We start from the raw sequence: 26,995 nt of genomic DNA on the forward strand, positions 1-26,995 counted from the left end.
AGTTTGAAATGAGCAGCTTGATGGAAACCAATATCCTTGACCCGGAAATTTTTCCTGCAGAGCAAGGCCCGCCGCACCGCCTGTTCGACCATTGGCGCGAAAATGATCCGGTGCACTGGAACCCGGCAAATCCCGGCTACCTGTCGCGATTTCCAGACTCATCGGGGGTCAAATCCTTTTGGGTGCTGACACGGTACAAGGATGTTCAGGATGTCTCGATGAACCAGGAACTGTTCAGTTCCCACGAGGCAGGAATTGTTGTCTGGGCGGTTGAGGGAGAGGCGCTCGAAAGGCAGCGCGCGAATTTCATGATGATGAAACCGGCAGATCATAACGCCGTCAAGAAGGTCATCATTCCGCCCTTCATGCCAAAGGCCCTCGCTGAGATTGCCCCTGAGATCGAGCGAATGGCTGCCGAAATCGTGGCGTCGGCCGCCGAAAAAGGTCAGTGCGAATTCGTATCAGAGGTTGCAGCCCGCCTGCCCATTTACACATTCTGCGAATTGATGGGTATTCCTCCCCATCTGCGTGAACAGGTTGCCGAATATGGCAATGCGCTGGCCGATGTTGAAAACCAGACGGAACAATCGCTCGATCCTATGATGGGCCTTTTCGCCCTCGCGCAAGAGCTTGCGGAAGAGAAAAGGCGGAACCCCGACGGCCGCTTGCTGAGCGCCATGGTCAACGACACGACGCTCAATCTCGATCCGATGCAGATCAATCAGTTTGTGCTGGTCTTTGCAATGGCAGGGCACGAAACCACACGATCCACCGCCGCGCACTTTGTGTATCTGATGCATAAGCACCCGGAGCAATATGCGCTTCTGCGCAGTGATTTCGACGCCCATATCGACAATGCCATCGATGAGGTCCTACGCTTCACTTCGACCACAACCAACTTCACCCGAGCAGCCACCGAAGATACCGAAATTGGCGGTTATCCGGTAAAAAAGGGAGACAATATCTATCTGTCTTATGCCGCGGCCAACCGCGATCCTTCGATATTTGAAGACCCGCACCGCTTCGACATCACCCGCCCCAATGCAAAGCGCCACCTTGCCTTTGGCGTCGGGCCGCACGTTTGCATAGGCGCGCGACTTGCAAAGATGCAGCTTCGTGCGCTGTTGAAAGAAGTCGTGACCCGCATGCCGGAAATCCGCCTAATCGGCGAACCGGAATGGCTGCGCTCCGTATGGTTCAATGCGATCATCAAGATGCCCGTCCGCTTTTGACGGCATACAGCCATTGAACCAAAGGAAGGGATTCCCAGCATGTTCCTGCGGTTTTTCAACCGTTAGTGAACATTGCTGAACGAAGAAATGGTGCCCAGAAGAGGACTCGAACCTCCACGCCCTTGCGAGCGCCAGCACCTGAAGCTGGTGCGTCTACCAATTCCGCCATCTGGGCACGGGATGCTGGGGACAAAAGCGTCTCCGCATCGGGTAGGCGGGCTCCTTTAAGGCTTGGTGCGGCTTTGTCAACGCCTGCGCAGGGGTGATGGCTAAAAAAGTCGAACTGCCTGCAACAGGCAAAATACTGTACTGGCGTCTCGCCACGCCATGTGGCAATTTCACAGCCTCATAAGGGTCGCACACCCTTGCGCGAAAAGCCAAAAGACTGTCGCGCGAGCCTTAATCTTTCGAGAGGGAGAAGGCATATGAACAAGTCGACAATCCTGCTGCTGCTCGCAACCGGCGCCGCAGCACTTACCAGCGCCAGCGCAGCCCAAACCGACAAGATGGCCCCGATCGGGCGCGGCGAAGCCACCATTTATAGAGATCCGGGGTTCCAGGGGCCGGCGGTCTTCGTGGGCGAAGCCAAATCCAACCTTGAATTGCGCTGGTCGGTGCGGTCGATCCGCGTACGATCGGGCACTTGGGAATTGTGCGCCCGCAGCCGTTTCCGCGCGCCATGCATTACCGTATCGGCGGACGAGCCCGACATCCGTCGATTTGCTCCGCAAATGTACATGGTCCAGTCGATGCGCCCCTTGGGCTATGCGCCGCCCGCCATCATCCACCCGCCTGCAGGCACATCGTTGCGCGGAATGGCCGCTGAATTCTTCCCCGCACCGGGCGGGCGCGATGGACGCCGGCTGCTATCTTGCGAAAATGGAGGGGCGACTTCCAGTTGCGCAGCCGCCACGGCAGACCGTTTCTGCAAATCGATGGGCTGGAGCGGATCGGCAAGCCAGCGGCAGGAGACCGTGAATGGACGCGTCTATCTGGCAGACGTGCTTTGCACCCGCACCGGATATTGAGGCAATGCGGAAATTGGCAACGATAGCGGCGACCACCATTGGTGTGGTCGCCTTTGCCCCTGCCGCTTTCGGTGCAACGCCGGCAAGCTGGATGCAGGTTGACAAGGCATCGCAAGCCGCATGCCTGAAGGCAGCAGGGCTTAACGATGCAGTCACGGGCCCGCCCATCCGCTATTCGGACAGGCTGTTGATCGACGCGCGTGTCGTGAGCGGCACCTGGCCGCAACCGCATATGAAGGGGGCGAAGGCAGAAATGCTGTGCCTGTATCACCGGCGAACCAAGCGGGTTGAGGTACAGGAAATCGGCCATCCTCTTCCGCAGGAGCCAACCGTCGCCATCAAGGATATCTGGTGGAAAGCGGTCAGCATCGGCGGAAAACCCGTCATCAGCGGCAGCGAAGTGACACTTTCGCTTGGTTCAGATGGCAAGGTTGGCGGCAAATCAGGATGCAATGGCTATGGCGCCAGCTACCAGCTCGATGGTGTACAATTGAAGGTCTATCCGCCGATGATAACGACCAAGATGGCCTGCGCGCCGGCTTTGATGACGCAAGAGCAGGCGTATCAGGACCTGCTGGGCAAGGCGATGACGGCGAAGGTTGGAAATGATGGCCGGCTGTCCATAACCACGGCAAGCGGCCAGACCATCCGCTTCATCAGGAAATAGGGGGAGAAGGAGCACCCTCCCCCCTTGAATCCTGACCGCGCCTCGTGCAAAGCGCTGCCCATCAATTCTCCCCCCAATATAAGCAAATGGGCAGGCAATGAGCGAACTCAACGGTAAATTGGTCACCGTCTTTGGTGGCGGCGGTTTTGTCGGGCGTTATGTGGTGCAGGCGCTATGCGCTGCCGGTGCGCGGGTGCGCGTCGCGGTGCGCCATACGCGCACCGCAGAGCATTTGAAGCCGCTTGGCAATCTTGGCCAGGTTTCGCTATGCGCCGCCGATGTGACCAAGCCAGCGACGGTCGCCAACGCCCTGATCGGTGCGGATATGGCGGTGAACCTTGTTGGCAGCTTCGACAATCTGGATGCGATCCAGCGCCAGGGCGCCGCGAATGTCGCCGAAGCTGCAGCCGCAGCCGGATTGTCCGCGTTGGTGCATATGTCGGCCATCGGCGCGGATGCGAACAGTGCCGCTGAATATGGACGCAGCAAGGCAGGCGGTGAGGCTGCGGTGCGCGCTGCTTTCCCTACCGCGACTATCTTGCGCCCCTCGATCATTTTCGGCCGTGAGGACCAGTTCATCAACCGCTTTGCCGGCCTGATACGCATGCTGCCGGTTGTTCCCGTGATCGGCGCGGATACCAGGTTCCAGCCGGTGTTCGTTGGCGATGTCGCGCGCGCGGTGGTTGCCGCGTTGCAAGGTACAGGTGGTGAAACGCTTGAACTGGGCGGGCCGGAAACCTATTCGATGCTGCAGCTCAATGAATGGATTGCCAAGGCGACCGGCCATCGCAAGCTGTTCGTGCCGGTGCCTGATGCTGCGGCCAAACTTTTGACCTTCATTCCGGGTGGGCCGATTTCCGGCGATCAGCTCAAGATGCTGGCGAGCGACAATGTGGTGACGGGTACCAATGGCCTCGCCGCGCTGGCCATTGTCGCGACCCCGCTCGATGCAGTCGCGCATGATTGGCTCAATATCTACCGCAAGCATGGCCGCTTTAGTGATGCGGCAGCGGCTTGAGGCACAACCCTATTAGTGCAGACAAAACCGCAGCCCTGAGCCTGTGACAGCAGGCTCGGGGCTGTGGTGCTTTTTCGACTGACTTGATAAGGCAGAAAACCGATGAGTGAATTCTGGACCGCCGTGATCCTCGGCATTGTCGAAGGCATCACCGAATTCCTCCCCGTATCCTCCACCGGGCATTTGATTCTCGCGACTGAGCTGATGGGTTATGACGCCAAGCGCTGGGCCTTGTTCAACATCGCGATCCAGCCGGGCGCGATACTTGCCATTGTCGTGCTCTATTGGCGGACCTTCTGGGAAGTGTTCACCGGACTGTTCAAATGGGACGCAAAGGCAGTGGCCTTTACACGCAACCTGTTGCTCGCCTTCTTTCCCGCCGTCGTCCTCGGCCTCGCCTTTGGTGATGCTATCGAACTGATGCTGGAAAATGCGGTGATCGTGGCATGGGCGCTGATCATCGGCGGCTTTGCGATATTGGTGGTGGAGAAATATGCCAAGCCGCAGGAAATGGGCGGTGTGGCGGAAATTAGCTGGCAACGCTCCGCCATGGTGGGCGTGGTGCAATGTCTCGCCATGATCCCCGGTGTATCGCGCTCCGGCGCGACGATACTCGGGGCAATGGCGATGGGAGTGGATCGCAAGACTGCGGCCGAATTCAGCTTCTTCCTCGCCCTCCCCACGCTGACAGGTGCGACCGTGCTGCAGCTCTACAAGCATCGCGCCGAGGTGAGTGCCGATGATCTGGGCTTATTGGCGGTCGGCTTTGTGGTTTCGTTCCTTGTTGCCTGGGCAGTGGTGAAGGCCTTCCTCGCGGTGGTGACGCGATATGGCTTTGGGCCTTTTGCCTGGTATCGAATCATAGCGGGCACCGCTGCTTTGATATGGCTCGGGATGCGATAAGGTCCATATCGGACCTAATAGATTGAAATAAAGTTGCAGGCGGAACTAACTTGGTTTCAAATGCCATAAATTAGGTCAGTTTATTTGTCCTAAATATGTCGATAGGCCTTGAAAAGGACCTTTAACGACCGCTATGGCCGCGCCATGGCACAAGAACGCATGCTCAAATTTGTCGGCAAAGGCCAATCCTTTCCTGAAAAGCGGGAGCCCAATCTGCGCGCCGAGGACTTTCGCGAAATCGCCAATCGCTATGCGCCGGAAAAGGCTGCAGAGCAGGCCTCGCGCTGCTCGCAATGTGGGGTGCCCTATTGCTCGGTGCATTGCCCGCTTGGCAACCACATCCCGGATTGGCTGCGCCTGACTGCTGAAGGGCGGCTGCGCGAAGCCTATGAACTTTCAAACCTGACCAGCAGCATGCCCGAAATCTGCGGTCGCATCTGCCCGCAGGATCGGCTGTGCGAAGGCAATTGCGTTATCGAGTTTTCGGGTCATGGCGCGGTTACCATTGGCAGCGTCGAAAAATACATCACCGATACCGCCTGGACCGAAGGCTGGGTCGAACCAATCGAAGCAGGCCCTGCCCGCGGCCAATCGGTCGGCATCATCGGCGCAGGCCCGGGTGGACTGACCGCGGCCGAGCAATTGCGCATCGCCGGTTATGAGGTTCACATTTACGATCGCTATGATCGCGCAGGCGGCCTGCTCACTTACGGCATCCCCGGTTTCAAGCTGGAAAAAGATGTAGTGATGCGACGCGTCGATCGCCTGCAAGTGGCGGGCGTCGTATTTCATCTCAATTTCGAGGTTGGTCGTGATGCTTCGCTCGACGAGCTGCGCGCCAAGCATGACAGCATCCTGATCGCCACCGGCGTGTACAAGGCGCGCGATATCAAAACACCCGGCAGCGGACTTTCCGGCATACACGCAGCGCTCGACTACCTCACAGCATCCAACCGCAAAAGTTTTGGCGATGCCGTTCCCGCTTTCGATAATGGTACATTGAATGCCGAGGGCAAGAATGTGGTGGTCATCGGTGGTGGCGATACCGCGATGGACTGCGTGCGCACCGCGATCCGCCAAGGCGCGAAGTCGGTCAAATGCGTTTACCGACGCGACCGGGAGAATATGCCGGGGTCACAGCGCGAAGTTGCCAATGCCGAAGAAGAAGGCGTTGAATTCGTCTGGCTCGCCGCTCCCAAGGCATTTGACGGCACAGAGCGCGTCGAAAAAGTCCATGTCAGCAAGATGCGGCTCGGTGCGCCCGACGCCAGCGGTCGCCGATCGCCCGAGCAGGACCCGGAAGGCGATTTCATCCTCGACGCCGACATGGTGATCATGGCGCTTGGTTTCGAACCCGAAGACCTTCCCGGCCTTTTCGGCTCGCCAGACCTAAACGTCACGCGTTGGGGCACGATCCGTGCCGATCATGTCACCGGCATGACCAACCTCGAAGGCGTTTTTGCGGTTGGCGATATCGTGCGCGGGGCAAGCCTCGTCGTCTGGGCAATCAAGGATGGCCGCGATGTGGTCGAACATATGCACCGCTGGATGGCCGCCAATGTGCGCACCACCAAGGCGGCTGCGTGATCGGGAGGGATAAAATGGTGCGCAACTGGATTTCGGCAATCGCTTTAGCCGCAAGCACGCTGGCCCCGGCTTATATGGCGCGGGCGGATGATACAGCCTCAACCGCGGCGCAGCACTCCCCGCAGGCCATGACGCTTGCGCGCGTTATCATCCCGTTTGATCTGTTCATCGCGCAAAACCGGGATTCCTTCGTTTACGGATTTGACGCGACCACGAAGAACGACGCACAGGCGCAGGCGCTGTTCGCCGCCTATCCCGGCGTTCGCGAGGCGATAATCGCGACCCAACTTGCGGAGTTGGAGAGCGCGCTGACAACCGAGCATCCTGTGTTGCTTGACCGTTTCGCGACCCATTTCGAACAGACCTACACACCTGCGGAGATCGTAACCATCAGCAACTTCCTGCAGACGCCGCTGGGGCAGAAGGTGCTGCGACTCGAATACATATCGATCGACCAGGATCAGATGCTGAAGGCTGTGACCAATGGCGATGGTCTGACAAAGTCCGAAAGCGACCAATTAAACGCGCAGGTGCCGCAGAAGATTTTCATGCAGCTGACACCAACTGAGCGGATCCAATCGACCAAATTCTGGATGTCGGCAACCGGGCGTAAGCTGAATGCGAATTCGGCCAATGTTCAGGAAATCGTTCGTCTGTGGCTGAACGGTGTCACCGAGCAGTTTGAAAAAAGCGCAGCTGATAGCGTGATCAATACCGTTCGCGAATTCATCGAAAAAGCCGATTCAAAGGCCGCCGGCTCATAGAATCCCCTCTTCCGGAAACGGCAAAGACATGACCCAGTACTTCCCCACTCCCGAACATGAGCGCCTTGCCCGCGAAGGCATGTATTATCCGGAAACCGAGCGCGACGCGTGCGGGGTTGGCCTGATCGCCGCCACCGATGGCAAGCCCTCTCGCCGGGTGGTCGCAGCTGGCATCGAGGCGTTGAAGGCTGTGTGGCACCGTGGCGCGGTTGATGCCGATGGCAAGACCGGCGATGGCGCGGGGCTGCATGTCGACCTGCCGGTCCGTTTCTTCGACGATGCGATCACGGCCGCGGGGCACAAGCCGCGTCCCAACCGGCTAGCGGTGGGTATGGTGTTTTTGCCGCGTACCGACCTTGGCGCGCAGGAAGCGTGCCGCACCATTGTCGAGGCCGAAATCATTGAGGCTGGCTATACCATCTATGGTTGGCGGCAGGTTCCCGTCGACGTATCGGTGATTGGCGACAAGGCACAGCGCACCCGGCCCGAGATCGAGCAGATCATGATCGCCGGGCCAATGCCCGACGATGTGGACGCGACCGAGTTCGAAAAGAACCTCTACCTCATCCGCCGCCGGATCGAGAAAAAGGTCGTGGCCGCCCAAATCCGCGATTTCTATATTTGCAGCCTCTCGTGCCGGTCGATTGTCTACAAGGGCCTGTTCCTCGCCGAGAGCCTGTCGATCTTTTACCCCGACCTGCAGGATGAACGGTTCGAAAGCCGCGTGGCCATCTTTCACCAGCGTTATTCGACCAATACATTTCCGCAGTGGTGGCTGGCGCAACCTTTCCGCGCGCTTGCGCACAATGGCGAGATCAACACGATCCGCGGCAACCAGAACTGGATGAAGAGCCACGAGATCAAGATGGCCTCGATCGCGTTCGGCGATCATTCGGACGATATCAAACCGGTAATCCCTGCTGGCGCCTCTGACACGGGCGCACTCGACGCCGTGTTCGAAACGCTCATCCGTTCGGGCAAGGAAGCGCCCACGGCAAAGCTGATGCTCATCCCAGAGGCATGGCAATCCAACCCAAACCTGCCTGCCAACCACAAGGCGATGTACGAATATATGGCGAGCGTTATGGAGCCATGGGATGGCCCCGCCGCGCTGGCAATGACCGATGGCCATTGGGCGGTTGCGGGCGTTGATCGCAACGCGCTGCGTCCGCTGCGCTATAGCCGCACCAATGATGGCTTGCTGGTGATCGGATCCGAAACCGGGATGGTCATCGTTCCCGAAAACACCATCGTTGAAAAGGGTCGCCTGGGCCCCGGCCAGATGATTGCCGTGAACCTCGACGAAGGCAAATTATACCGTGATGGCGAACTCAAGGACCGGATTGCTGCGGAGCAGGAATATGCGGCGCTTGTCCACGGATTCCGCAGCATAGCCGACTTGCCAGAGGGCAAGGACGCACCTCTCGATTGGACGCGCGCCGACCTCACCCGGCGACAAGTGGCGGCTGGTATGACGCTCGAGGATATGGAAATGATCCTCAGCCCCATGGTTGAGGATGCCAAGGAAGCGGTCGGATCGATGGGCGATGACACCCCGCTTGCCGTGATTTCGGACAAGCCACGCATCATCAGCCAGTTCTTCCGACAGAATTTCAGCCAGGTCACCAACCCTCCGATCGACAGCTTGCGCGAGCGGCATGTGATGAGCCTGAAGACGCGCTTTTCCAACCTTGCCAACATCCTCGATGAAACCGGCCAGAACAGCGACGTCCTTGTCCTCGATAGCCCGGTTTTGACCAATGGCGAATGGGGGCGGTTGAAGGCCGCGTTTGGAAAAGCAGCCGCCGAAATCAACTGCACCTATCCGGTCGCTAATGGCCAGGAAGGCTTGCGCGCCGCGATCCGCCGTATCCGCGAAGATGCCGAGGCTGCCGTGCGTTCGGGGCAAACCGAACTGTTCCTGACCGATATCAATATTGACGCACAAAATATTGCAATACCAATGATTTTGGCCGCAGCCGCTGTGCATACGCACTTGGTTCGCGCGGGTCTGCGCAGCTATGCTTCGGTCAATGTCCGCTCGGCGGAATGCCTTGATACGCATTATTTCGCTGTGCTGATCGGCGTAGGCGCGACGACGGTAAACGCTTATCTTGCCGAGGCCTCAATTGCCGACAGGCATGCACGCGGCCTGTTTGGCGATATGCCGCTTGCAACAGCGGTTGAAAATTATCGCACCGCGATCAACGAAGGCCTGCTCAAGATCATGTCGAAAATGGGGATCGCCGTCATCTCCAGCTATCGCGGCGGCTACAATTTTGAGGCTGTCGGTTTGAGCCGCGCGCTGGTCAACGACTTCTTTCCGGGAATGCCCAACAAGATTTCGGGCGAAGGCTATCAATCGTTGTTCGTCAACGCTGCCGAACGCCATGCCGAGGCATTCGATGCCGCCGTGGCGCGCTTGCCCATTGGCGGCTTCTACAAGCAGCGCAAGGATGGCGAGGCGCATGCCTATTCGGCAGGCCTGATGCATTTGCTGCAAAGCTCGGTCGCGAAGGACAGCTACTCGACCTACCTGCAATTTTCTGCAGGGGTGCGCGAATTGCCGCCAATCTATTTGCGCGACCTGATGGAGTTCAATTATCCCAAGGAAGGCGTGCCACTCGACGAGGTTGAGGCGATTACCGAGATCCGCAAGCGCTTCGTCACGCCAGGCATGTCGCTGGGCGCGCTTTCGCCAGAGGCGCATGAGACGCTCGCCATCGCGATGAACCGCATCGGCGCAAAGGCCGTATCGGGCGAAGGCGGCGAGGATAGCAAGCGCTTCAAGCCCTATGAAAATGGCGACAATGCCAACAGCGTGATCAAACAGATTGCCTCAGGCCGGTTTGGCGTTACCGCCGAATATCTGGGCGCGTGCGAGGAAATCGAAATCAAGGTCGCGCAGGGTGCAAAGCCCGGCGAAGGTGGCCAATTGCCGGGCTTCAAGGTGACCGAGATGATCGCGCGACTGCGCCATTCGACACCGGGGGTGACATTGATCTCCCCTCCCCCACATCATGACATTTATTCGATCGAGGATCTGGCGCAGCTGATCTATGACCTGAAGCAGATCAATCCGCGGGCGCGGGTGTGCGTCAAGCTGGTCAGTGCAGCGGGCATCGGCACGATCGCAGCGGGCGTTGCCAAGGCGCATGCCGACGTCATCCTTGTCTCCGGCAATGTTGGCGGCACGGGTGCAAGCCCGCTCACCAGTATCAAATATGCCGGGACGCCATGGGAAATGGGCCTTTCCGAAGCCAACCAGGTGCTGACACTCAATGGCCTGCGCCACCGTGTGAAACTGCGTACCGATGGCGGCCTGAAGACAGGCCGTGATATTGTGATCGCGGCAATCCTCGGTGCGGAAGAGTTTGGCATCGGCACGCTTAGCCTGGTTGCCATGGGCTGCATAATGGTGCGGCAATGCCATTCGAACACCTGTCCTGTCGGTGTGTGCGTCCAGGATGAGCGCTTGCGCGCCAAATTCACTGGCACACCCGAAAAAGTGATCAACCTGATGACCTTCATCGCCGAAGAAGTGCGCGAAATATTGGCACGCCTCGGCTTCCGCTCGCTCGACGAAGTTATCGGTCGCACTGAGTTGCTCCGTCAGGTCAATCGCGGTGCCGAGCATCTTGACGATCTTGATTTGAACCCGATCCTTGCCAAGGTCGATGCTCCCGATGAAGCGCGACGCTTCCATATCGAGGGCTTCCGTAATCCGGTTCCCGACAGCCTCGATGCGCAAATCATCAAGGATGCCCAGCCGGTATTCGACCGGCGCGAGAAGATGCAACTGACCTATAATGTGCGCAACACGCACCGCGCGGTAGGAACGCGGCTCAGCTCCGAAATCACCCGGTTGTATGGGATGAAGGGGCTTGCTGACGATCACGTCCATGTCCGGCTGCGCGGATCGGCGGGTCAGTCGCTGGGCGCGTTCCTGTGCCAGGGCATCACGCTCGAAGTTTTTGGTGATGCCAATGACTATGTCGGCAAGGGCCTGTCGGGCGGCAAGATCGTCGTTCGCCCGACTGTGAGTTCGAACCTTGAAAGCCATCGCAACTCGATCATCGGCAATACCGTGCTTTACGGCGCAACCAGCGGCAAGGTCTTTGCAGCCGGGCAAGCCGGTGAACGCTTTGCCGTGCGCAACTCGGGGGCGGAGGTCGTCGTCGAAGGCTGTGGTGCCAATGGTTGCGAATATATGACCGGCGGCATCGCGGTCATCCTCGGTGAAACCGGCAGCAATTTTGGTGCGGGTATGACGGGCGGGATGGCATTCGTGCTCGATCCTGATGGCAGCTTCGCGTCACGCGCTAATCCCGAAAGCATCATCTGGCAAAGGCTCGACAGCGTCTATTGGGAAGCGCGGCTCAAGGCCCTGATCGCCGAACACGCTCAGGCGACCGACAGCATCTGGTCCAATTCGATCCTTGAGGATTGGGAGCGGCGTCGCGGCGAATTCTGGCAGGTTTGCCCGAAGGAAATGCTGAGTCGGCTGGAACACCCTCTTTCGGATGCTGTTACGAGTGTCGCCGCCGAATAGGCGGTCAATTCGTCCCGCAAGTTACAACCATTTACCTTATTTGCTCGAATCTGACCGCTTTGTTCAGTGCGAGGTCAGCCTGCGGTTGCTAAATGCGCACCCGTTCAGACCCGGATGAGGTCTGTCACGATATCCGCCCAGAGGCGGTTATTGGATGGGATTAAAGCGATGCGTGCAATTGATTTGCGGGTTCCGGCCCTGGCTGGTTTGGCAGTGCTATTGCTGGCCTTTGCGCCGGGTGCAAAAGCGGCCGACACCGATATCCAGTTTGTCGCAGGCACGGGTGAACCGGCTGGCAATAGCCCGGCCCTGCCCTATTCCGACGATCACAATGAAGGACCGAGCACAGATCAAAAGCTGGACAAACTTTCACGCGATCTCGCCAATCCGGTGATGCAGGATGGCGTTGCGGCGATGGTCGAGCAGATCGGGGAATCGATGCTCGACCTGCCCGTGGGGCAGTTTGCAACCGCAATCGAAAGGGCGCGCCCCGGCACGGTTCGCAGGCATATCGACGATGATGCCACGGTCGCCGATCTGGCTGGTCGCGATGCAGACGATCTTCCACGTGCCCTCGGCCAGGGAACAAAACAGATGATGGCGATGCTCAGCGCTTTTGCCGGTGCATTCGCCACCATGGCACCGCAGTTTGAACAAATGGGTCGCGATCTCGACCGCAGCATGCAGGATATAAAGACTCCGCGCGACTGAGCGATCCAAAATGTTTCTCGTTAACAGGGGTTCTCGTTAACGGGGGGAGGGGCGGTGCGAGGGTCGCGCACTGCCCCTTTTGTCTCAGTCCTCCAACGACAGCAGCGAAGCATTGCCACCTGCACTGGTGGTATCGACGCTGGTAGTCCGCTCCGCGCAGAAACGGTGCAGGTAATTGGGTCCGCCCGCTTTGGGTCCGGTACCGGAAAGCCCCTCGCCGCCAAACGGCTGGCTGCCAACGACCGCGCCAATCATCGACCGGTTAATGTACAGATTGCCCACACGGGCACATGTTTCGACCGTTTCTGAAACCCGCGCGATGCGGCTATGAAGCCCCATGGTAAGCCCAAAGCCCTTGGCGTTTACCGCCGCAATTGTCTCTTCCAGTTTTCCAGCGGGCCAAGTGGCAACATGGACTATGGGTCCGAACCATTCGGTATTGAGCTGATCCAGACTATCGAGCCGCATCAGCGTTGGCGGCACGAAATGGCCAGTTGCGGGCACGGGAACCTCATGAATGATGCGGGCGGCATTTTGTGCGCGATAGGCCATCAGCTTCTCATAGGCGGCCTGATCGATGACCGGGCCGATATCGTTCGCTGGATTGGCCGGATCGCCCACCACCAGTTCGCGCATTGCGCCAACCAGCATCTCGATCGTATGTTCGGCTATCTCCTCCTGCAGCAACAAAAGACGCAGCGCCGAGCAACGCTGGCCGGCCGACTGGAAACCGGAAATCACGACATCGCGCACAACCTGCTCCGAAAGGGCCGTCGAATCGACAAACATCGCATTGAGCCCCCCCGTTTCGGCAATCAGCGGAACGAGTGGGCGAGCATCATCGGCCAATAGGTTGCGGGCGATTGCCTTTGCAGTCGGAACCGAACCGGTGAAGACAACGCCAGCTATGCGCAGATCGCCGGTCAAGGCTGCACCCACATCACCGCCGCCCGTCACCAGTTGCAATGCACCGCGTGGAATGCCGGCTTGATGCGCCAGTGAAACCGCATAACGGGCAATATCGGGGGTCTGGGGCGCAGGTTTTGCAACCACCGTGTTGCCCGCGACCAATGCTGCGGCGACCTGCCCAAGGAAGATAGCCAACGGAAAATTCCATGGCGCAATTGCTGCCCATACGCCGCGGCCTTCGTGGCGCAGCACGTTGCGTTCGCCGGTTGGTCCCGGCAGTTCAACCGGGGCAAGGTCATGGCGCGCGCGCGCCGCATAATAGCGGCAGAAATCGACCGCTTCGCGCACTTCCGCCAATGCATCGGGAATGGTTTTCTTTGCCTCCTGCACGGCGATCGCCATCAAGGGGGCACGGTGCTGCTCCAGCAAGCTGGCCAAGCGATCGAGGCAAGCGGCGCGCTGTTCAACCGGTGTTACCGACCATGCCGGATAAACAGACTGTGCATTGGCAATTGCCGACGCGACATCGCTATCCATTCCGGCAGGAACGGACGGCATCTCCGCAACCTTGCCGCTGATGTCGGCCAATATCGCCGAATCCTCCAGATCAAGCCCTTCACTGTTCGCACGCTCTGGCATGAATAATTCCGATGGCAGGCGGATTGCGGGATGGCGGGTTCCACCAACTTCCAAGACCTTCTCGACTGGATCGGCAAGCAGTTCGTCTTCGCTGATATCCTCATCTGCCAGTTGGTGGACAAAGCTGCTGTTCGCGCCATTTTCTAGCAAGCGGCGCACGAGATAGGCGAGCAGGTCACGGTGCCCGCCTACCGGCGCATAGATCCGGCAATGATAGCCTTCATCCTGAACGAGTTTCTCAAAAAGCCCCTGCCCCATTCCGTGCAGCCGCTGGAATTCGAAATCGCGGGTTTGGCCAGCCCATTCGAGGATGGTGGCAACGGTCAGCGCGTTGTGCGTCGCAAAGGCCGGGCGAATGTTCGATGCGCGCAGCATATCCTTGGCACAAGCCAGATAGGAGACATCGGTCGAAGGCTTGCGGGTGAATAGCGGATAATCGGCTAGGCCGCGTTCCTGCGCCCATTTGATTTCGCTATCCCAATAGGCACCCTTTACCAGGCGAACCTGCATGATCCGGCCTGTATCCTGGCCCATTGCATCCGCCCAGGCGAGAACGGGGCGTGCGCGTTTCGAATAGGCCTGCACCGCCATTCCCAGACCATCCCAACCTTGCAGCTGCGGATCGCGAGCAGCCGCCTCGATGATGTCGAGGCTCATTTCCAGCCGCGCTGCTTCTTCGGCATCGACCGTCAATTGCACGCCTGCAGACGCAGCTTGTCGCGCAAGTTCAACCAGCATCGCAGCCAATTCAGGGACGCAACTGGCCGCCTTCGCGGTTTCATAGCGCGGATGCAGCGCCGATAGTTTGACCGAAACGCTATGCCCGCGCGCCGGATTTGCCCCGACAGCAGCGACCGCTTGCTGATAGGCCTCAAAATAGCGCTCAGCATCGGCACGGGTGCGCGCAGCTTCACCCAGCATGTCGAAGCTGGCCGTGAAGCCCTTATTCTCGGCCGCATCCATGCGCTTGATCGCTTCATCGATAGTGCGGCCCATCACGAACACTTGGCCCATCAGGCGCATCGCGGCGCCCACCGCCTGACGGACGAAAGGTTCGCCTGCACGCGAGACCAATTTGCGCAACACACCGCGCCCATCTTCGCCGACCATCGCCTTGCCGAGGACTAGGCCCCAGGTGGCGCTGTTCACCAACATACTCGCAGATTTGCCGCTGTGCGCGCGCCAATTGGCATCACCAAGCTTGTCGGCGATCAGCAGGTCGGCGGTATCAGCGTCAGGCACACGCAAAAAGGCTTCTGCCAGAGACAGCAGAGCGGTGCCTTCCTCGGTGCCGAGGCGATATTCCTGTAAGAACTGGTTTACCCAGCCATCGGTTTGCGCCGATCGTAATTCACCGAGTAGCCCCTTTGCCCGACCGACAATCGATGCACGTTCCAGAATGCTTAGCTGCGCTGAAGCGACAAGCGGGGCCAGGGTTTCGGGTTCAGGGGCGCGGAACATCGGCCGGATGGCCATGCGCGCGGATTCGACTGGATTTGCCATGCCGCCGCATAGCGCCACTGGCTATACGGCGACAAGTTTCAATTGTTACCAATTAGCGATAACGGCGGCGGCAGTTGCTATCCGACTTGTCAATCGCACGCCCTGCCAGTGCGCCAACTGCGGCGCCGATGATGGCACCTTCGGTACGATTGCCACGGCGGGCAATTTCACGTCCGGCAAGACCACCCGCGACTGCACCGATCACAGTACCACCAGTACCCTTGTCGCAACGATATCCACGATCACGGCGATAGTTGCGGTAATTGTCACGGTCACGATAGCTGTAATAGCCATCATCGTCATAATAACGATGAGCAACCGCAGGCGTAGCAGTAAAGCCAGTAACAAGCGTTGCGGCGGCAACCAGCGCTCCGAGCGATTTCTTGGCATTCATAGTCTTTCTCCTTTGCACTGGCGGATCTTGTTCCAACCCGCCTCGAAATCTTTCCCTGTTGATTGCTGGATAAGCGATTCGATTTGAGCGGTTGCTGAATGCGGATGTTATCTGTTGTTCAGGCTTGGGCTTTTTTTGATGAACGACTATGTGCCTTGGAATGCAGCGCAACTTCGTCCGCATCGCCTTGCTCATCCTTCTCGCTCTTTTCGCCATAGGCGGGGAGCGGCGCTATTCACTCAACAGCAGCCAATCAATCAAGCTTGTACCCTTGCCGCTGGATGCGAACGATCCCGAACGACGCAAAGTCGGTGCACTGACTTTCCTGAATGGCTGGGAACTGCGCAGCGACAACAGCGATTTCGGCGGCATTTCTGCCCTGACCTCTTTGGGCGATAACCGTTTCCTCGCGGTTAGCGATGCCGGAACGTTGATCGGGTTCACTTTGGCCAATGGCAAAATGGAGCGCAGTTTCATCGCTGCGCTGCCGGGGGCACAAGGCGAACAGCTCGATTATCGCGACAGGGACAGCGAGGGGATGGCCTATGACGCTACATCGGGCCACATCTGGATAAGCTATGAAGCACGCCATGCGGTGCGCCGGCTCTCTCCTTCATTAGGGCGGGTCGATGGTGTCAAGCGCTTGCCTTTCACCGAAGGTTGGAAGGCGAATGGTGGGGTGGAAGCTATGACGCGCCTCAATGATGGTCGTTTTGTCCTGTTATCCGAGACGCATCAGCGTGCCGATGGCAGCAACAGCGGCTATCTCTATTCGGGTGATCCGGTAGAGCGAGGTGCGCGCTACATATCATTCGGCTATCGCGCACCCGAAGGCTATCGTCCTACTGACGCGACCGTATTGCCAGATGGACGACTGCTGATCCTCAACCGCAGGATCGGTTTTCCGCAGGGTTTTTCAGCAAAGCTCGCAGTCCTCGACCCCTCTGAAATCCAAAGCGGCGAAGTCGCAACGCCAAAGGTGATAGCAAGCATCGCCCCGCCCCTGCTGGTCGACAATATGGAGGGGTTGGCAATCACTCAGCAAAATGGGCGGATCATTGTCTGGATGGTTTCCGACAATAATTTCACTGCGTTCCAGCGCACCATCCTGATGAAATTTGCGCTCAACTTGCCCAATAAAAAACCGGAGGCGGAAACCGCCCCCGGCTTTGAAACTTTATAGAGCCAATTGCGATTAAGCGGCTGCAGCCTGCTTCTTCGAAATCGCCTTCTTCACCTTGCGAGCGTTGGTGCTCAGCTTCTCGTCCGAAGTCTTGAGCAGCCAGTTGTCGAGACCGCCAACATGCTCAACCGAGCGCAGGCCCGAAGCCGAAACGCGGAACTTGAATGCCTGCTCGAGGCTGTCCGAAAGCAGGGTGACATTCTGCAGGTTGGGCAGGAAGGTACGCTTGGTCTTGTTGTTAGCGTGGCTCACATTGTGGCCAACCATGCGACCCTTACCGGTCAGTTCGCAAATGCGCGACATCTTCAAATTCCCTATAATTGACGAATAACGGGAATCGCTGTTCCCGGAAAGTGGCTGCCCCTAACCTTGTGACCGCCAAAGGTCAAGCCTTTGCGGACCTTTTCCTCATGCGAGCAACAGGTCCGCCAGTTTCTTCCGGTGCCATGCAGCATCGCCATATTGCGAGGCGTGGAAAATCGCTGCCCGGCGGTGGAGACCCGCGTCGCAATCATGGGTGAAACCGAATCCGCCGTGAAACTGGATAGCCCGGTCCGCGGCATAGCTATAGGCGCCATCGGCGGCCGCCTTCGCCATGCGCACTGCAACTTCCCCCCTACCCTGGTCAGAAAAGCTGTGCGCTGCGCTGTAAAGGTGGGTGCGCGCCTTTTCATAGCCGACATAGGCGTCAACCATCGGATGTTTGAGCGCCTGATATTCGCCGATCAGTTTGCCGAACTGCTTGCGGGTACGCAGATAATCGAGCGTATAGTCGATCACCGCCTGCGACCCGCCGCACATTTCGGCGGCTTGAAGGAGGTTCGCCGCCAGCTCGATCTGTGCAAGCGCAGCGCCAGCCTTTGCCGGGTCGAGCAAAGCAGTCTCCGGCACCGAAATTCCATCAAGAGTGAGTGCAAAACTGCGTTTCGTCTCATCCACAATGATTTCGCGGCGCAACACTCCCGCCTTAATGGCGGATTTTTCAAGAAGCAGCAGTGCAGGCTTTCCATCGAGCAGCACCGACACGACGTAAACATCGGCACTGTCCGCCCAAAGCACGAAATGCTTGGTGCCTGAAAGCTTCAACACCCCGCCTGCCCGCGTTGCGGATGCAGCTATGTTGCCTAAATCCCAATCACCATTCGATTCACCCAGAGCAAGCGCTGCAATCTCTCCAGCGGCGAGGCGCGGTAACCACTCGGCCTGCTGTTCAGTCGAACCAGCGACAAGCAATGCCTGTTGCGCGATGATCGACGGCACAAAGGGCGAAGCGAGAAGATTGCGGCCCATCTGCTCGACCACGGGAACGACCTCAGCAAGCGAGAGGCCGACGCCGCCATGGGATTCGGGGACGGCAATCGCCGTCCAGCCCAGTTCGACGATTTCCTGCCACACAGCTGCATCAAAGCCGCTTTCACTCTCTAGGAGCGCACGCACCTTTGCGATCGGCGATTTCTCACGGCAGAACTCGCTCGCAATGTCGAGCAACTGGATTTGTTCCTCGCTATAGCCGATGCCTGCAAATTCCATTGGGTGTTCCTCTCTTCAGACTAAGTCTTTGAGTTAATCGCACGATTAAATCAAGCGGCAATGGCTTGCTTCAGGCTGGCTCTTTGGAAGGCGGTTGGCTGTCGCCCGCTCCCAGTGCCCTCTGCATATAAACCGAGTCGAGCCAGCGCCCGAATTTGCGGCCGACCGATCGCATCCGGCCAACATGTTCGAAACCCAAACTGGCATGCAGCGCGACTGATGCAGGCTCTCCTCCACCAATAACCGCCAGCATCTGACGAAAACCAAATGCCTCGGCCGCGTCGACCAGCGCGGACAGCAAAAGCTTGCCGACGCCTTTGCCGACATGATCGGGATGGACATAGATCGAATCTTCGCATGCCAGGCCATAGGCGGGGCGATCACGGAACTGCGTGGCATAGGCATAGCCAAGGATGGTGTCACCATCGGCACAGACTAGGAAAGGCCAGCCGTGCGCATCGCATTCGGCGATTTTCGCAATTGTGGCCTCGATCGAGCGCGGTTCGGTATCGAAGCTTGCGGTGCCGTTGCGCACATGATGGGCATAGATGCCGGCAATCTGGGCCGCATCCCCTTCACTTGCCGGTTTGATGGTCGGTGGGTGGGTCATCCGTGCAGATTGCCGAATGATGATGAAACGCGCAATCCGATTGAATCACATCGCCTTCACACCTAGTTGTAAAACCAACAGGGGAGAAAATGATGACAATTTACCGCACGCCGGATGCGCGTTTCGCCAATCTGCCCGATTGGCCGTACCAGCCCAATTATGTCGAAATTTCGGGTGGCCTGAGGGTGCATTATGTCGATGAGGGCGGGGCCGATGTCCAGCCGGTGCTGATGCTGCATGGCGAACCCACTTGGAGCTATCTCTATCGCCACATGATTGGCCCGGTGAGCAAGGCAGGTTTGCGTTCCGTTGCGCCCGATCTTATCGGTTTTGGTCGTTCGGACAAACCATTGGAGCGCAGCGCCTATAGCTATGCCGCCCAAGTCGGCTGGATGCGCGAATGGGTAGAGGCACTCGACCTTAAAAACATAATCCTCGTCTGCCAGGATTGGGGATCGCTGATCGGATTGCGTCTGGTTGCTTCGATGCCCGAACGCTTTGCGGGGGTCGCCCTTTCCAATGGCGGCCTGCCTGCCGGAGAGGACGCTCCGCGTGCCTTTGCCATCTGGCGCGCCTTTTCGCGCTACAGCCCGGTTTTCCCGATCGGCAAGATTGTCGCGAAGGGCAGCAAGCGGGGATTGAGCGAGGCTGAAATCGCGGCCTATGATGCCCCCTTCCCTACCCGCGCATCGAAGGTCGCAACCCGGGTCTATCCGTCATTCGTGCCGTTGGGCGATAATGTTGCGGTGCCGGACCAGCTTAAAGCATGGGAAGTGCTCGAAAAATTCGACAAGCCTTTCCTGTGCTGCTTTTCCGATGGCGATCCGATTACGCGTGGCGGCGACCGCAAATTCCACGAACGGGTACCCGGCACCAAGCGGGTTGCCCACCGCACTTTGCACGGCGGGCACTTCATCCAGGAAGATGACCCCCAAGGCTTTGTCGACGCCATTTTTGACGTCGTCAAAGCCGGGAGTTAATGATCAGTCGGCGAAGGGATCACGCACCAGGATCGTGTCTTCACGCTCCGGAGAGGTGCTGACAAGCGCCACCGGGGTTTCGATCAGTTCCTGGATGCGCTGGACATATTTGATCGCCTGCGCAGGCAAATCAGCCCAGCTGCGTGCGCCGGCCGTCGTTTCCTGCCAGCCGGGCATTTCTTCGTAGATGGGCTCGACATTGGCCTGATCAGCGGCATGGCTGGGCAGGTAATCGAGGATCTTGCCATTCAGGCGATAGCCGGTGCAGATCTTGATCGTTTCAAACCCGTCGAGAACGTCGAGCTTGGTAAGGGCAATGCCGGTGACGCCCGATACCGCACAGCTTTGTCGAACTATCACGGCATCGAACCAGCCGCAGCGACGCTTGCGCCCGGTGACGGTACCGAATTCATGGCCGCGCTCGCCAAGGCGTTGGCCGATTTCATCCTCAAGCTCGGTCGGGAACGGGCCGGACCCTACGCGGGTGGTGTAGGCCTTTACAATGCCGAGGACGAAGCCGGTGGCATTGGGGCCAAGCCCGGATCCCGAAGCCGCCGTGCCGCTAACCGTGTTTGAGCTTGTGACGAAGGGGTATGTGCCATGATCTACATCGAGCAGCACGCCCTGCGCGCCTTCGAACAGAACGCGGGCGCCGGCCTTGCGAACCTTTTTCAAGCGTTTCCAAACGGGTTGGGCGTACTGCAACACAAAAGGTGCGATTTCGCGGAGGTCACCCAGCAACCGTTCGCGATCTACCGGCGGTTCACCGAAACCGGCGCGCAAGGCATCGTGGTGCGCGCACAACCGATCGAGTTGCGCATCAAGCGCGTCGAGATGCGCGAGGTCGCAGACACGGATGGCGCGCCGCCCGACCTTGTCTTCATAAGCGGGGCCGATACCACGGCCAGTCGTGCCGATCTTGCCGGCACCGGCAGCCGCCTCGCGCAGCCCATCCAGATCACGGTGAATCGGCAGGATGAGCGGGCAATTGTCGGCGATTGCGAAATTCTCAGTGTTGATGACAACGCCCTGCCCTTCGAGTTTTTCAATCTCGGATTTAAGGTGCCAGGGATCGAGCACCACGCCATTGCCGATGATCGACAGCGTACCGGTGACTATGCCGGAGGGAAGCAGCGATAATTTGTAGGTCTGGTCGCCAACCACCAAGGTGTGGCCTGCATTATGCCCGCCTTGGAAGCGGACTACAGCATCGGCGCGGCTTGCCAGCCAGTCGACGATCTTGCCTTTGCCTTCGTCGCCCCACTGGGCGCCGATTACGGTAACATTTGCCATTACGGGTTTCCCGAAACAACACACGCTACATTGAGCGTGGTGGCCTTTTTCTGCGCAGAAGGGATTTTCCGCGAAGGGATTCGCCGTAGGCCCCGTTATGACGATGGACGCCTCTCGTCCACCCTAAAGAAAGTCGAAAGGGAAATTGATGCGTAACTGGATAATCGCCGCCTCAACCATCGCGCTGGTGGCTACCGCATGCCATGCGCAACGCGGTGAGCGACTGAGCCCTGAATGCCGTCGAGCCGTCGTGGAATTGTGCGGGATGAACCGCGGCAAGCTTCGCGAATGCTTGCAATCGCGCAGTAGTGAGCTTCCGGACAAGTGCACCGGCGAATTGCGCGAACGCATTCAGGCACGGCTGGGTGATGACAAACGTACCGCAAACCCGACCAATGATCGGCAATTCCAGGCGATGAATGGCGTCGAATATAGCTATGGCAGCGATGCCCTGCAAAAGCTGGATTTCTATCGCGCAAAGACCGACGCCAAAAAAGCGCCGCTTCTGGTGTTCGTCCATGGCGGCGGATGGAAACGCGGGGACAAACGCAACGCCACAGGCACTGATAAGGTGACGCATTACACCGGATTGGGTTACCATCTGGCGACAATCAATTATCGCCTCGTTCCAGCCGCGACCGTTGAACAACAGGGCGCAGATGTTGCCGCAGCGGTAGCCTATCTTCTCAAAAATGCCGAAAAACTCGGGATCGATCGTTCACGCGTGGTGCTGATGGGGCACAGCGCCGGCGCACATCTTTCCGCCCTTGTCGGCACCGATCCGCAATATCTGCGCGGTGCCGGGCTGGGCCTTGACGCATTGTCTGGTGTCATGCCGATTGACGGAGCAGCCTATGATGTTCCCGCACAAATGCGCGAGGGGGCCCAGATTATGAAGCAAACCTATGTGCAGGCGTTTGGCACCGATGCGGCCCGGCAAAAGGAACTTTCACCTTATTGGCACGCACAAAGCCCCAATGCCCCGGCATTCCTTATCCTCCATGTCGATCGCGCCGACGGCAAGCGCCAGTCAGAAGCACTGGCGGACGCGTTGCAGAAATCGGGTACCGATGTGCAGCTCAACGCATTTGAAGGTAAAGGCTTGAAGGGCCATGGCGATATCAACCGCAAGCTAGGCGATCCATCTTATCCGGCGACGCCGGTTGTGGATGCCTGGTTGAAACACGTTATTGGCCTTTAGACCGGCTCGGGCCGTCCGTTGCGCAGCACATGGGTGCAAATCTGCGCCTCCGCGCTGTCGTCTTCGGTCAATTGCGCAACGGTAACCCAGCCTTCTGCACGAAGGCTGGCGGCCTTTTGCGGCATGGTGCCGATAGGGAGGAACAAACGACGGCGCTCGCCCCGCGCAAGGCCGGCATCGATCAAGGGATCAATATAGGCCGAAAAGCCGATCGCCGGCTCCTTGCCAATGCGATAGGCCCCGCCGCGTCCGATTTCGCCCGAGGCCTGCGCCGAAAAGAGCGAGAAACCGAACCAGGTCTGGTACTCAAAGCCATGGCGTTCAGTGGGGTCGAGCGTGACGCGAATATCGGCGGGAACTGCGGCGGCAATCGCCTCAATGGCGTCTAGCCGTTCCTTGAGCTTGCCTTCTTTGTCAAACGCCCGCATCCGATCGAGCGCATCGGGCAACGCACCTGCCGCGGCAATCAGCGGCGCGAGTGCGGCGGGAACGGCGCCTGCGTCCTTGGCATCAAGCGCCGCCTTCAATTCTTCGCGATCGCCTTTTGGTTTCAGCAGGTCGAGTAGGTCGGGCATGGTCAGGTCGAGCGTGATGTCCTTGACGCCCGCAGCCTTCAGTCCTTCGATGGCAACGGTCACCACTTCGATTGCGGCGGTGACGTTATCGAGCCCGATAAGTTCCGCACCGACCTGCATCATTTCGCGCTCGGGGCGAAGTTGGGTCGCGCGGAGCTTCACCACCGGGCCGCCATAAGAGAGGCGCACTGGGCGCGGATGGTGCCCCATGCGAGTCGAGGCGATACGGCCAATCTGGCCGGTAATATCGCTGCGCACCGCCATGGTTTCACCCGATACCGGGTCGACAAAGCGCAGCAGATCGCGTGCCGATGTGCCGAGGCTGCCGGTCAGGCTCGCCTCATATTCGGCCAATGGTGCCTGCACGCGCTCATAACCATGGCTTGCTGCGGTATCGAGAATGGCGCGCACCAGCCGAGCCGAAGCATCGGCCTCTGGCGGCAGGCGGTCACGAAATCCGGTGGGTAGCAAGCTATTGGTCATGGCGCGCGCCTTAGCACATCAGAAGCGAAGCGCCATCGCCCGCTTCACACCCGGCAGGCTGTGAATGGTTTCAAGCACAGCGGTCGGCACCGGCGTATCGACCGAGAGAAGCAATACGGCAACGCCGCCTGCTTCTTGGCGACCAAGGTGGAAGGTGCCGATATTGATATTGGCTTCACCCAAGGTGGTGCCAAGGCGACCAATAAAGCCGGGCGCATCCTGGTTGACGATATAGAGCATATGGCCTTCAAGATCGGCCTCAACCTTCACGCCGAACAGTTCGACGAGACGCGGCGTACCATTGCCGAACAGCGTACCGGCAACCGAACGCTCGCCGATATCGGTCTTCACCGAAACACGCAGCAGCGTGTGGTAATCGCCTTCGCGATCGTGGCGAACTTCGCGCACGTCCATGCCACGTTCCTTGGCGAGATAGGGCGCGTTGACCATATTCACCGCATCAGAGAAACGGCGCATGAAGCCTGACAGTACGGCGGCGGTAATCGGCTTGATGTTGAGTTCGGCAGCGGCCCCCTCAACCTCGACGCTGATCTGTGTCAGGTCGCCATGGGCAAGCTGGCCGATGAGTGAACCCAATTGCTCCGCCAATGCCATATAGGGCCGCAGTTTCGGTGCTTCTTCGGCGCTGAGGCTGGGCATGTTGAGTGCGTTGGTGACGCCGCCACTGACCAGATAGTCGGCCATCTGTTCGGCCACCTGCAACGCAACATTGACCTGGGCTTCGTTGGTCGATGCACCAAGGTGCGGCGTGCAGATGAAGTTGGGAGTACCGAAAAGCGGGCTTTCCTTCGCCGGTTCGGTTTCGAACACGTCGAGCGCTGCACCTGCGACATGGCCGCTGTCGAGCGCGGCTTTGAGCGCGGCTTCATCGACCAGTCCGCCACGCGCACAGTTGATGATGCGCACGCCCTTCTTGCATTTGGCGATGTTGGCAGCGGAAAGGATGTTGCGCGTCTGGTCGGTCAGCGGCGTGTGCAGCGTGATGAAATCCGCCTTGGCAAACAGTGTGTCGAGATCTGCCTTTTCAACACCCATTTCGATGGCGCGCTCGGGTGTCAGGAAAGGATCGAAAGCGACAACCTTCATCTTGAGGCCCAATGCACGGCTGGCGACGATGCTGCCGATATTGCCCGCACCGATAAGGCCCAGCGTCTTGCCGGTGACTTCGACGCCCATGAAATCATTTTTCGGCCATTTACCAGCCTGGGTCTGTTCATTCGCTTCCGGGATCTGGCGGGCGAGAGCAAACATCAGCGCGATCGCATGTTCCGCCGTGGTGATCGAGTTGCCGAACGGCGTGTTCATCACGACAACGCCTTTGGCCGAAGCGGCAGGGATATCGACATTGTCGACGCCGATACCGGCGCGGCCGACAACCTTCAAATTGGTCGCAGCTTCAAGGATTTCTTTTGTGACTTTGGTTGAACTACGAATTGCAAGGCCATCATATTGGCCAATTATTTCTTTCAGCTCGTCCGGAGTCTTGCCAGTGATAACATCGACATCGCAGCCGCGTTCTTCAAAAATCTTGGCTGCATTGGGGTCCATCTTGTCAGAGATGAGTACGCGGGGTTTGGTCATGATAATTTTCCTAAAATACCGTAAGGCTGAGCCAGTCGAAGCCCGGCTCTCGGCTTAGTAGCGCCCTTCAACAAGCTCAGGGCTACGGTGAATTTTATGCGTTTAGCGTTTCGAACGCCCAGTCGAGCCATGGCCCGAGGGCTTCGATATCGGCTGTATCGACGGTCGCGCCGCACCAGATGCGCAGGCCCGGCGGGGCATCGCGATAACCTGCGATGTCATAGGCCGCGCCTTCTGCTTCGAGCAGGCCAGCAAATTTCTTGATGAAATCCGCATCAGCGCCTTCGACCGAGAGGCAAACGCTGGTCTTCGAACGGATGCCGCTGTCGACGGCAAGGTGGCTCAGCCAGGCGCGTTCGGCGACAATCTTATCTAGTGCATGCGCATTTGCGTTGCTGCGTGCTTGCAGACCTTTGAGACCGCCAAGTCCTTTGGCCCATTCGAGCGCAAAGATGGCGTCTTCTACAGCGAGCATCGAAGGGGTGTTGATTGTTTCGCCCTTGAACACGCCTTCCGCCAATGCGCCTTTCGACATCAGGCGGAACACCTTGGGAAGCGGCCAAGCCGGGGTATATTCCTCAAGGCGCTGCACCGCACGAGGGCCGAGGATGAGAACGCCATGTGCGCCTTCCCCACCCAGAACCTTTTGCCAGCTGAAAGTGGCAACGTCGATCTTGTCCCACGGAATGTCATAGGCAAAAACCGCGCTGGTGGCGTCTGCGAAAGACAGCCCTTCACGGTCATCGGGGATCCATTCGCCATCCGGAACGCGGACACCGCTGGTGGTGCCATTCCAGGTGAACAGAACGTCGTCCGTCCAATCGACCTTGTCGAGATCGGGCAGCTGGCCATAATCGGCGCGGTGCACCTTGGGCTCGAGCTTCAATTGCTTGACGGCATCGGTTACCCAGCCTTCGCCAAAGCTTTCCCATGCGAGTGCAGTCACGCCGCGCGCGCCGAGCATTGTCCACATGGCCATTTCAAAAGCACCGGTGTCCGATCCGGGAACGATGCCGATGCGATGCGTATCGGGCAGCTCAAGCACTTCGCGCATCAGGTCGATCGAATATTGCAGGCGCGATTTGCCGATCTTGGCACGGTGCGAGCGGCCGAGTGATTCGGTAGCGAGTTTTTCAGGGGACCAGCCCGGCGGTTTCGCACAGGGACCGGAAGAGAAAAAAGGACGCGCAGGCTTGCCCTGCGGTTTGGTAACTTCAGTCATGTAATGCTTCTCCTTGCAGAGAGCACGCGCGGCGTTGGGACCGCGTGGCCCGGAGCCGCCTTTAGGGGCGGCCCCGGGAATGTCAACGACTGTTTAGTAACCTTGCTTGCGGAAAAGCACTTCGCCGCGACGCGCGACATAGAGTTTTTCCAGCGTCACCGGGTGGAAATAGGCCTCAACGCGGTCACCTTCGGGGGTGGTGCCATAGACTTCATAGCAGCCGCCATCGACTTTCGACTTGCGCACTGTCCAGCCTTCCTTGACGAGCTTTGCCTTGAGCACTTCCTGCGTCTTCCAGCTCGACTGCGGGGTGGGTTTGCACTTGATGGCACCGGTGGCCGAAGCAGGGGCTGAGGGAAGCACGGCAATGGCCGCAGCAGCGATGGCGAGAGGGATCAATTTACGCATA

Annotated in this window: 22 protein-coding genes and 1 tRNA gene; 12 read left to right on the forward strand and 11 right to left on the reverse strand. The window is 58.7% G+C overall.

Annotated features, from left to right (window positions below):
* The first annotated feature begins 8 nt into the window (after nucleotides 1-8).
* Nucleotides 9-1,232, forward strand: coding sequence for a cytochrome P450 (locus ACFSAG_RS06575; protein ID WP_381512668.1), 1,224 nt, complete (start codon nucleotides 9-11; stop codon nucleotides 1,230-1,232).
* An 88-nt stretch (nucleotides 1,233-1,320) separates the two neighbouring features.
* On the opposite strand, the gene ACFSAG_RS06580 is transcribed toward ACFSAG_RS06575, so the two are convergent.
* Nucleotides 1,321-1,407: transfer RNA gene (locus tag ACFSAG_RS06580), tRNA-Leu, on the reverse strand.
* 250 nt (nucleotides 1,408-1,657) lie between these two features.
* On the opposite strand from ACFSAG_RS06580, the gene ACFSAG_RS06585 reads away from it, so the two are divergent.
* The 8 genes from ACFSAG_RS06585 (at nucleotide 1,658) to ACFSAG_RS06620 (ending at nucleotide 12,462) form a co-directional block, all read left to right on the forward strand.
* The gene (locus tag ACFSAG_RS06585) at nucleotides 1,658-2,260 is read left to right on the forward strand and encodes a beta/gamma crystallin-related protein (protein WP_381512669.1); all 603 of its coding nucleotides are present in this window, start codon (nucleotides 1,658-1,660) and stop codon (nucleotides 2,258-2,260) included.
* The gene (locus ACFSAG_RS06590) at nucleotides 2,211-2,927 is read left to right on the forward strand and encodes an META domain-containing protein (RefSeq protein ID WP_374611584.1); all 717 of its coding nucleotides are present in this window, start codon (nucleotides 2,211-2,213) and stop codon (nucleotides 2,925-2,927) included. The genes ACFSAG_RS06585 and ACFSAG_RS06590 overlap by 50 nt, the downstream gene beginning before the upstream one ends.
* A gap of 97 nt (nucleotides 2,928-3,024) precedes the next feature.
* Complete coding sequence (locus tag ACFSAG_RS06595; RefSeq protein WP_381512670.1) at nucleotides 3,025-3,945, forward strand: complex I NDUFA9 subunit family protein; 921 nt, start codon at nucleotides 3,025-3,027, stop codon at nucleotides 3,943-3,945.
* A 102-nt stretch (nucleotides 3,946-4,047) separates the two neighbouring features.
* The gene (locus tag ACFSAG_RS06600; protein ID WP_381512672.1) at nucleotides 4,048-4,848 is read left to right on the forward strand and encodes an undecaprenyl-diphosphate phosphatase; all 801 of its coding nucleotides are present in this window, start codon (nucleotides 4,048-4,050) and stop codon (nucleotides 4,846-4,848) included.
* A gap of 144 nt (nucleotides 4,849-4,992) precedes the next feature.
* Nucleotides 4,993-6,435: an NAD(P)-dependent oxidoreductase gene (locus ACFSAG_RS06605; RefSeq protein ID WP_381512674.1), complete on the forward strand. Its 1,443-nt coding sequence runs from the start codon at nucleotides 4,993-4,995 to the stop codon at nucleotides 6,433-6,435.
* Nucleotides 6,432-7,199, forward strand: a complete 768-nt coding sequence (locus tag ACFSAG_RS06610) for a DUF2059 domain-containing protein (protein ID WP_381512677.1) — start codon at nucleotides 6,432-6,434, stop codon at nucleotides 7,197-7,199. Before ACFSAG_RS06605 ends, ACFSAG_RS06610 begins: the two co-directional genes overlap by 4 nt.
* A 28-nt stretch (nucleotides 7,200-7,227) precedes the next feature.
* Entirely contained in the window at nucleotides 7,228-11,751 is a 4,524-nt protein-coding gene (gene gltB / locus ACFSAG_RS06615) for a glutamate synthase large subunit (RefSeq protein ID WP_381512679.1), read from the forward strand.
* Nucleotides 11,752-11,919: 168 nt separating this feature from the next.
* A complete protein-coding gene (locus tag ACFSAG_RS06620; RefSeq protein ID WP_381512681.1) occupies nucleotides 11,920-12,462 on the forward strand; it encodes a hypothetical protein in 543 nt (180 codons plus the stop codon).
* A gap of 84 nt (nucleotides 12,463-12,546) precedes the next feature.
* Here the strand turns inward: ACFSAG_RS06620 and ACFSAG_RS06625 are convergent, their stop codons facing one another.
* Both ACFSAG_RS06625 and ACFSAG_RS06630 read right to left on the reverse strand, forming a co-directional pair.
* Nucleotides 12,547-15,513 carry an L-glutamate gamma-semialdehyde dehydrogenase gene (locus tag ACFSAG_RS06625; protein ID WP_381512684.1) on the reverse strand — a complete coding sequence of 989 codons (2,967 nt, stop codon included), beginning with the start codon at nucleotides 15,511-15,513 and terminating at the stop codon, nucleotides 12,547-12,549.
* A gap of 52 nt (nucleotides 15,514-15,565) precedes the next feature.
* A complete protein-coding gene (locus tag ACFSAG_RS06630; RefSeq protein WP_374611597.1) occupies nucleotides 15,566-15,907 on the reverse strand; it encodes a glycine zipper 2TM domain-containing protein in 342 nt (113 codons plus the stop codon).
* Between the two features lie 160 nt (nucleotides 15,908-16,067).
* On the opposite strand from ACFSAG_RS06630, the gene ACFSAG_RS06635 reads away from it, so the two are divergent.
* Nucleotides 16,068-17,090, forward strand: coding sequence for an esterase-like activity of phytase family protein (locus ACFSAG_RS06635; protein WP_381512687.1), 1,023 nt, complete (start codon nucleotides 16,068-16,070; stop codon nucleotides 17,088-17,090).
* A gap of 12 nt (nucleotides 17,091-17,102) precedes the next feature.
* On the opposite strand, the gene rpmB is transcribed toward ACFSAG_RS06635, so the two are convergent.
* From rpmB to ACFSAG_RS06650, 3 genes are all read right to left on the reverse strand, one after another.
* The gene (gene rpmB, locus ACFSAG_RS06640) at nucleotides 17,103-17,393 is read right to left on the reverse strand and encodes a 50S ribosomal protein L28 (protein WP_374611601.1); all 291 of its coding nucleotides are present in this window, start codon (nucleotides 17,391-17,393) and stop codon (nucleotides 17,103-17,105) included.
* A gap of 105 nt (nucleotides 17,394-17,498) precedes the next feature.
* A complete protein-coding gene (locus ACFSAG_RS06645; protein WP_381512690.1) occupies nucleotides 17,499-18,620 on the reverse strand; it encodes an acyl-CoA dehydrogenase family protein in 1,122 nt (373 codons plus the stop codon).
* 70 nt (nucleotides 18,621-18,690) lie between these two features.
* Nucleotides 18,691-19,230 carry a GNAT family N-acetyltransferase gene (locus ACFSAG_RS06650; protein WP_381512693.1) on the reverse strand — a complete coding sequence of 180 codons (540 nt, stop codon included), beginning with the start codon at nucleotides 19,228-19,230 and terminating at the stop codon, nucleotides 18,691-18,693.
* Nucleotides 19,231-19,319: 89 nt separating this feature from the next.
* Between ACFSAG_RS06650 and ACFSAG_RS06655 the strand changes: the two genes are divergently transcribed.
* On the forward strand, nucleotides 19,320-20,210 hold the full coding sequence (locus tag ACFSAG_RS06655) for a haloalkane dehalogenase (RefSeq protein WP_381512695.1): 891 nt from the start codon (nucleotides 19,320-19,322) through the stop codon (nucleotides 20,208-20,210).
* A gap of 3 nt (nucleotides 20,211-20,213) precedes the next feature.
* Here ACFSAG_RS06655 and ACFSAG_RS06660 read toward each other — a convergent pair whose 3' ends face one another.
* Nucleotides 20,214-21,503 carry an adenylosuccinate synthase gene (locus ACFSAG_RS06660; protein WP_374611608.1) on the reverse strand — a complete coding sequence of 430 codons (1,290 nt, stop codon included), beginning with the start codon at nucleotides 21,501-21,503 and terminating at the stop codon, nucleotides 20,214-20,216.
* A 148-nt stretch (nucleotides 21,504-21,651) separates the two neighbouring features.
* Here ACFSAG_RS06660 and ACFSAG_RS06665 point away from each other — a divergent pair, with 148 nt between their 5' ends.
* Nucleotides 21,652-22,704 (forward strand): alpha/beta hydrolase, encoded by a 1,053-nt coding sequence (locus ACFSAG_RS06665; RefSeq protein WP_374611609.1) that lies wholly within the window; start codon nucleotides 21,652-21,654, stop codon nucleotides 22,702-22,704.
* On the opposite strand, the gene ACFSAG_RS06670 is transcribed toward ACFSAG_RS06665, so the two are convergent.
* The 4 genes from ACFSAG_RS06670 to ACFSAG_RS06685 form a co-directional block, all read right to left on the reverse strand.
* Nucleotides 22,701-23,762, reverse strand: coding sequence for an ATP phosphoribosyltransferase regulatory subunit (locus ACFSAG_RS06670; protein ID WP_374611611.1), 1,062 nt, complete (start codon nucleotides 23,760-23,762; stop codon nucleotides 22,701-22,703). The two genes, ACFSAG_RS06665 and ACFSAG_RS06670, sit on opposite strands and share 4 nt — an antisense overlap.
* Before the next feature lie 18 nt (nucleotides 23,763-23,780).
* Entirely contained in the window at nucleotides 23,781-25,364 is a 1,584-nt protein-coding gene (gene serA / locus ACFSAG_RS06675) for a phosphoglycerate dehydrogenase (RefSeq protein ID WP_381512700.1), read from the reverse strand.
* A 94-nt stretch (nucleotides 25,365-25,458) separates the two neighbouring features.
* Nucleotides 25,459-26,586 carry a phosphoserine transaminase gene (locus ACFSAG_RS06680; protein ID WP_374611615.1) on the reverse strand — a complete coding sequence of 376 codons (1,128 nt, stop codon included), beginning with the start codon at nucleotides 26,584-26,586 and terminating at the stop codon, nucleotides 25,459-25,461.
* Nucleotides 26,587-26,679: 93 nt separating this feature from the next.
* Nucleotides 26,680-26,994: a PepSY domain-containing protein gene (locus tag ACFSAG_RS06685; RefSeq protein WP_374611617.1), complete on the reverse strand. Its 315-nt coding sequence runs from the start codon at nucleotides 26,992-26,994 to the stop codon at nucleotides 26,680-26,682.
* Between the last annotated feature and the right edge of the window lies 1 nt (nucleotide 26,995).

It is taken from the genome of Sphingorhabdus buctiana, from assembly GCF_042680825.1.
GTDB classification, from domain to species: Bacteria; Pseudomonadota; Alphaproteobacteria; order Sphingomonadales; family Sphingomonadaceae; genus Sphingorhabdus_B; species Sphingorhabdus_B buctiana.

Coding starts and splice junctions, on each gene's coding strand:
- ACFSAG_RS06575 (WP_381512668.1), top strand. CDS start 9: ATGAGCAGCTTGATGGAAACCAATATCCTTGACCCGGAAATTTTTCCT.
- ACFSAG_RS06585 (WP_381512669.1), top strand. CDS start 1,658: ATGAACAAGTCGACAATCCTGCTGCTGCTCGCAACCGGCGCCGCAGCA.
- ACFSAG_RS06590 (WP_374611584.1), top strand. CDS start 2,211: ATGGACGCGTCTATCTGGCAGACGTGCTTTGCACCCGCACCGGATATT.
- ACFSAG_RS06595 (WP_381512670.1), top strand. CDS start 3,025: ATGAGCGAACTCAACGGTAAATTGGTCACCGTCTTTGGTGGCGGCGGT.
- ACFSAG_RS06600 (WP_381512672.1), top strand. CDS start 4,048: ATGAGTGAATTCTGGACCGCCGTGATCCTCGGCATTGTCGAAGGCATC.
- ACFSAG_RS06605 (WP_381512674.1), top strand. CDS start 4,993: ATGGCACAAGAACGCATGCTCAAATTTGTCGGCAAAGGCCAATCCTTT.
- gltB (WP_381512679.1), top strand. CDS start 7,228: ATGACCCAGTACTTCCCCACTCCCGAACATGAGCGCCTTGCCCGCGAA.
- ACFSAG_RS06620 (WP_381512681.1), top strand. CDS start 11,920: ATGCGTGCAATTGATTTGCGGGTTCCGGCCCTGGCTGGTTTGGCAGTG.
- ACFSAG_RS06625 (WP_381512684.1), bottom strand. CDS start 15,513: ATGGCAAATCCAGTCGAATCCGCGCGCATGGCCATCCGGCCGATGTTC.
- ACFSAG_RS06630 (WP_374611597.1), bottom strand. CDS start 15,907: ATGAATGCCAAGAAATCGCTCGGAGCGCTGGTTGCCGCCGCAACGCTT.
- ACFSAG_RS06635 (WP_381512687.1), top strand. CDS start 16,068: ATGCAGCGCAACTTCGTCCGCATCGCCTTGCTCATCCTTCTCGCTCTT.
- rpmB (WP_374611601.1), bottom strand. CDS start 17,393: ATGTCGCGCATTTGCGAACTGACCGGTAAGGGTCGCATGGTTGGCCAC.
- ACFSAG_RS06645 (WP_381512690.1), bottom strand. CDS start 18,620: ATGGAATTTGCAGGCATCGGCTATAGCGAGGAACAAATCCAGTTGCTC.
- ACFSAG_RS06650 (WP_381512693.1), bottom strand. CDS start 19,230: ATGACCCACCCACCGACCATCAAACCGGCAAGTGAAGGGGATGCGGCC.
- ACFSAG_RS06655 (WP_381512695.1), top strand. CDS start 19,320: ATGATGACAATTTACCGCACGCCGGATGCGCGTTTCGCCAATCTGCCC.
- ACFSAG_RS06660 (WP_374611608.1), bottom strand. CDS start 21,503: ATGGCAAATGTTACCGTAATCGGCGCCCAGTGGGGCGACGAAGGCAAA.
- ACFSAG_RS06665 (WP_374611609.1), top strand. CDS start 21,652: ATGCGTAACTGGATAATCGCCGCCTCAACCATCGCGCTGGTGGCTACC.
- ACFSAG_RS06670 (WP_374611611.1), bottom strand. CDS start 23,762: ATGACCAATAGCTTGCTACCCACCGGATTTCGTGACCGCCTGCCGCCA.
- serA (WP_381512700.1), bottom strand. CDS start 25,364: ATGACCAAACCCCGCGTACTCATCTCTGACAAGATGGACCCCAATGCA.
- ACFSAG_RS06680 (WP_374611615.1), bottom strand. CDS start 26,586: ATGACTGAAGTTACCAAACCGCAGGGCAAGCCTGCGCGTCCTTTTTTC.
- ACFSAG_RS06685 (WP_374611617.1), bottom strand. CDS start 26,994: ATGCGTAAATTGATCCCTCTCGCCATCGCTGCTGCGGCCATTGCCGTG.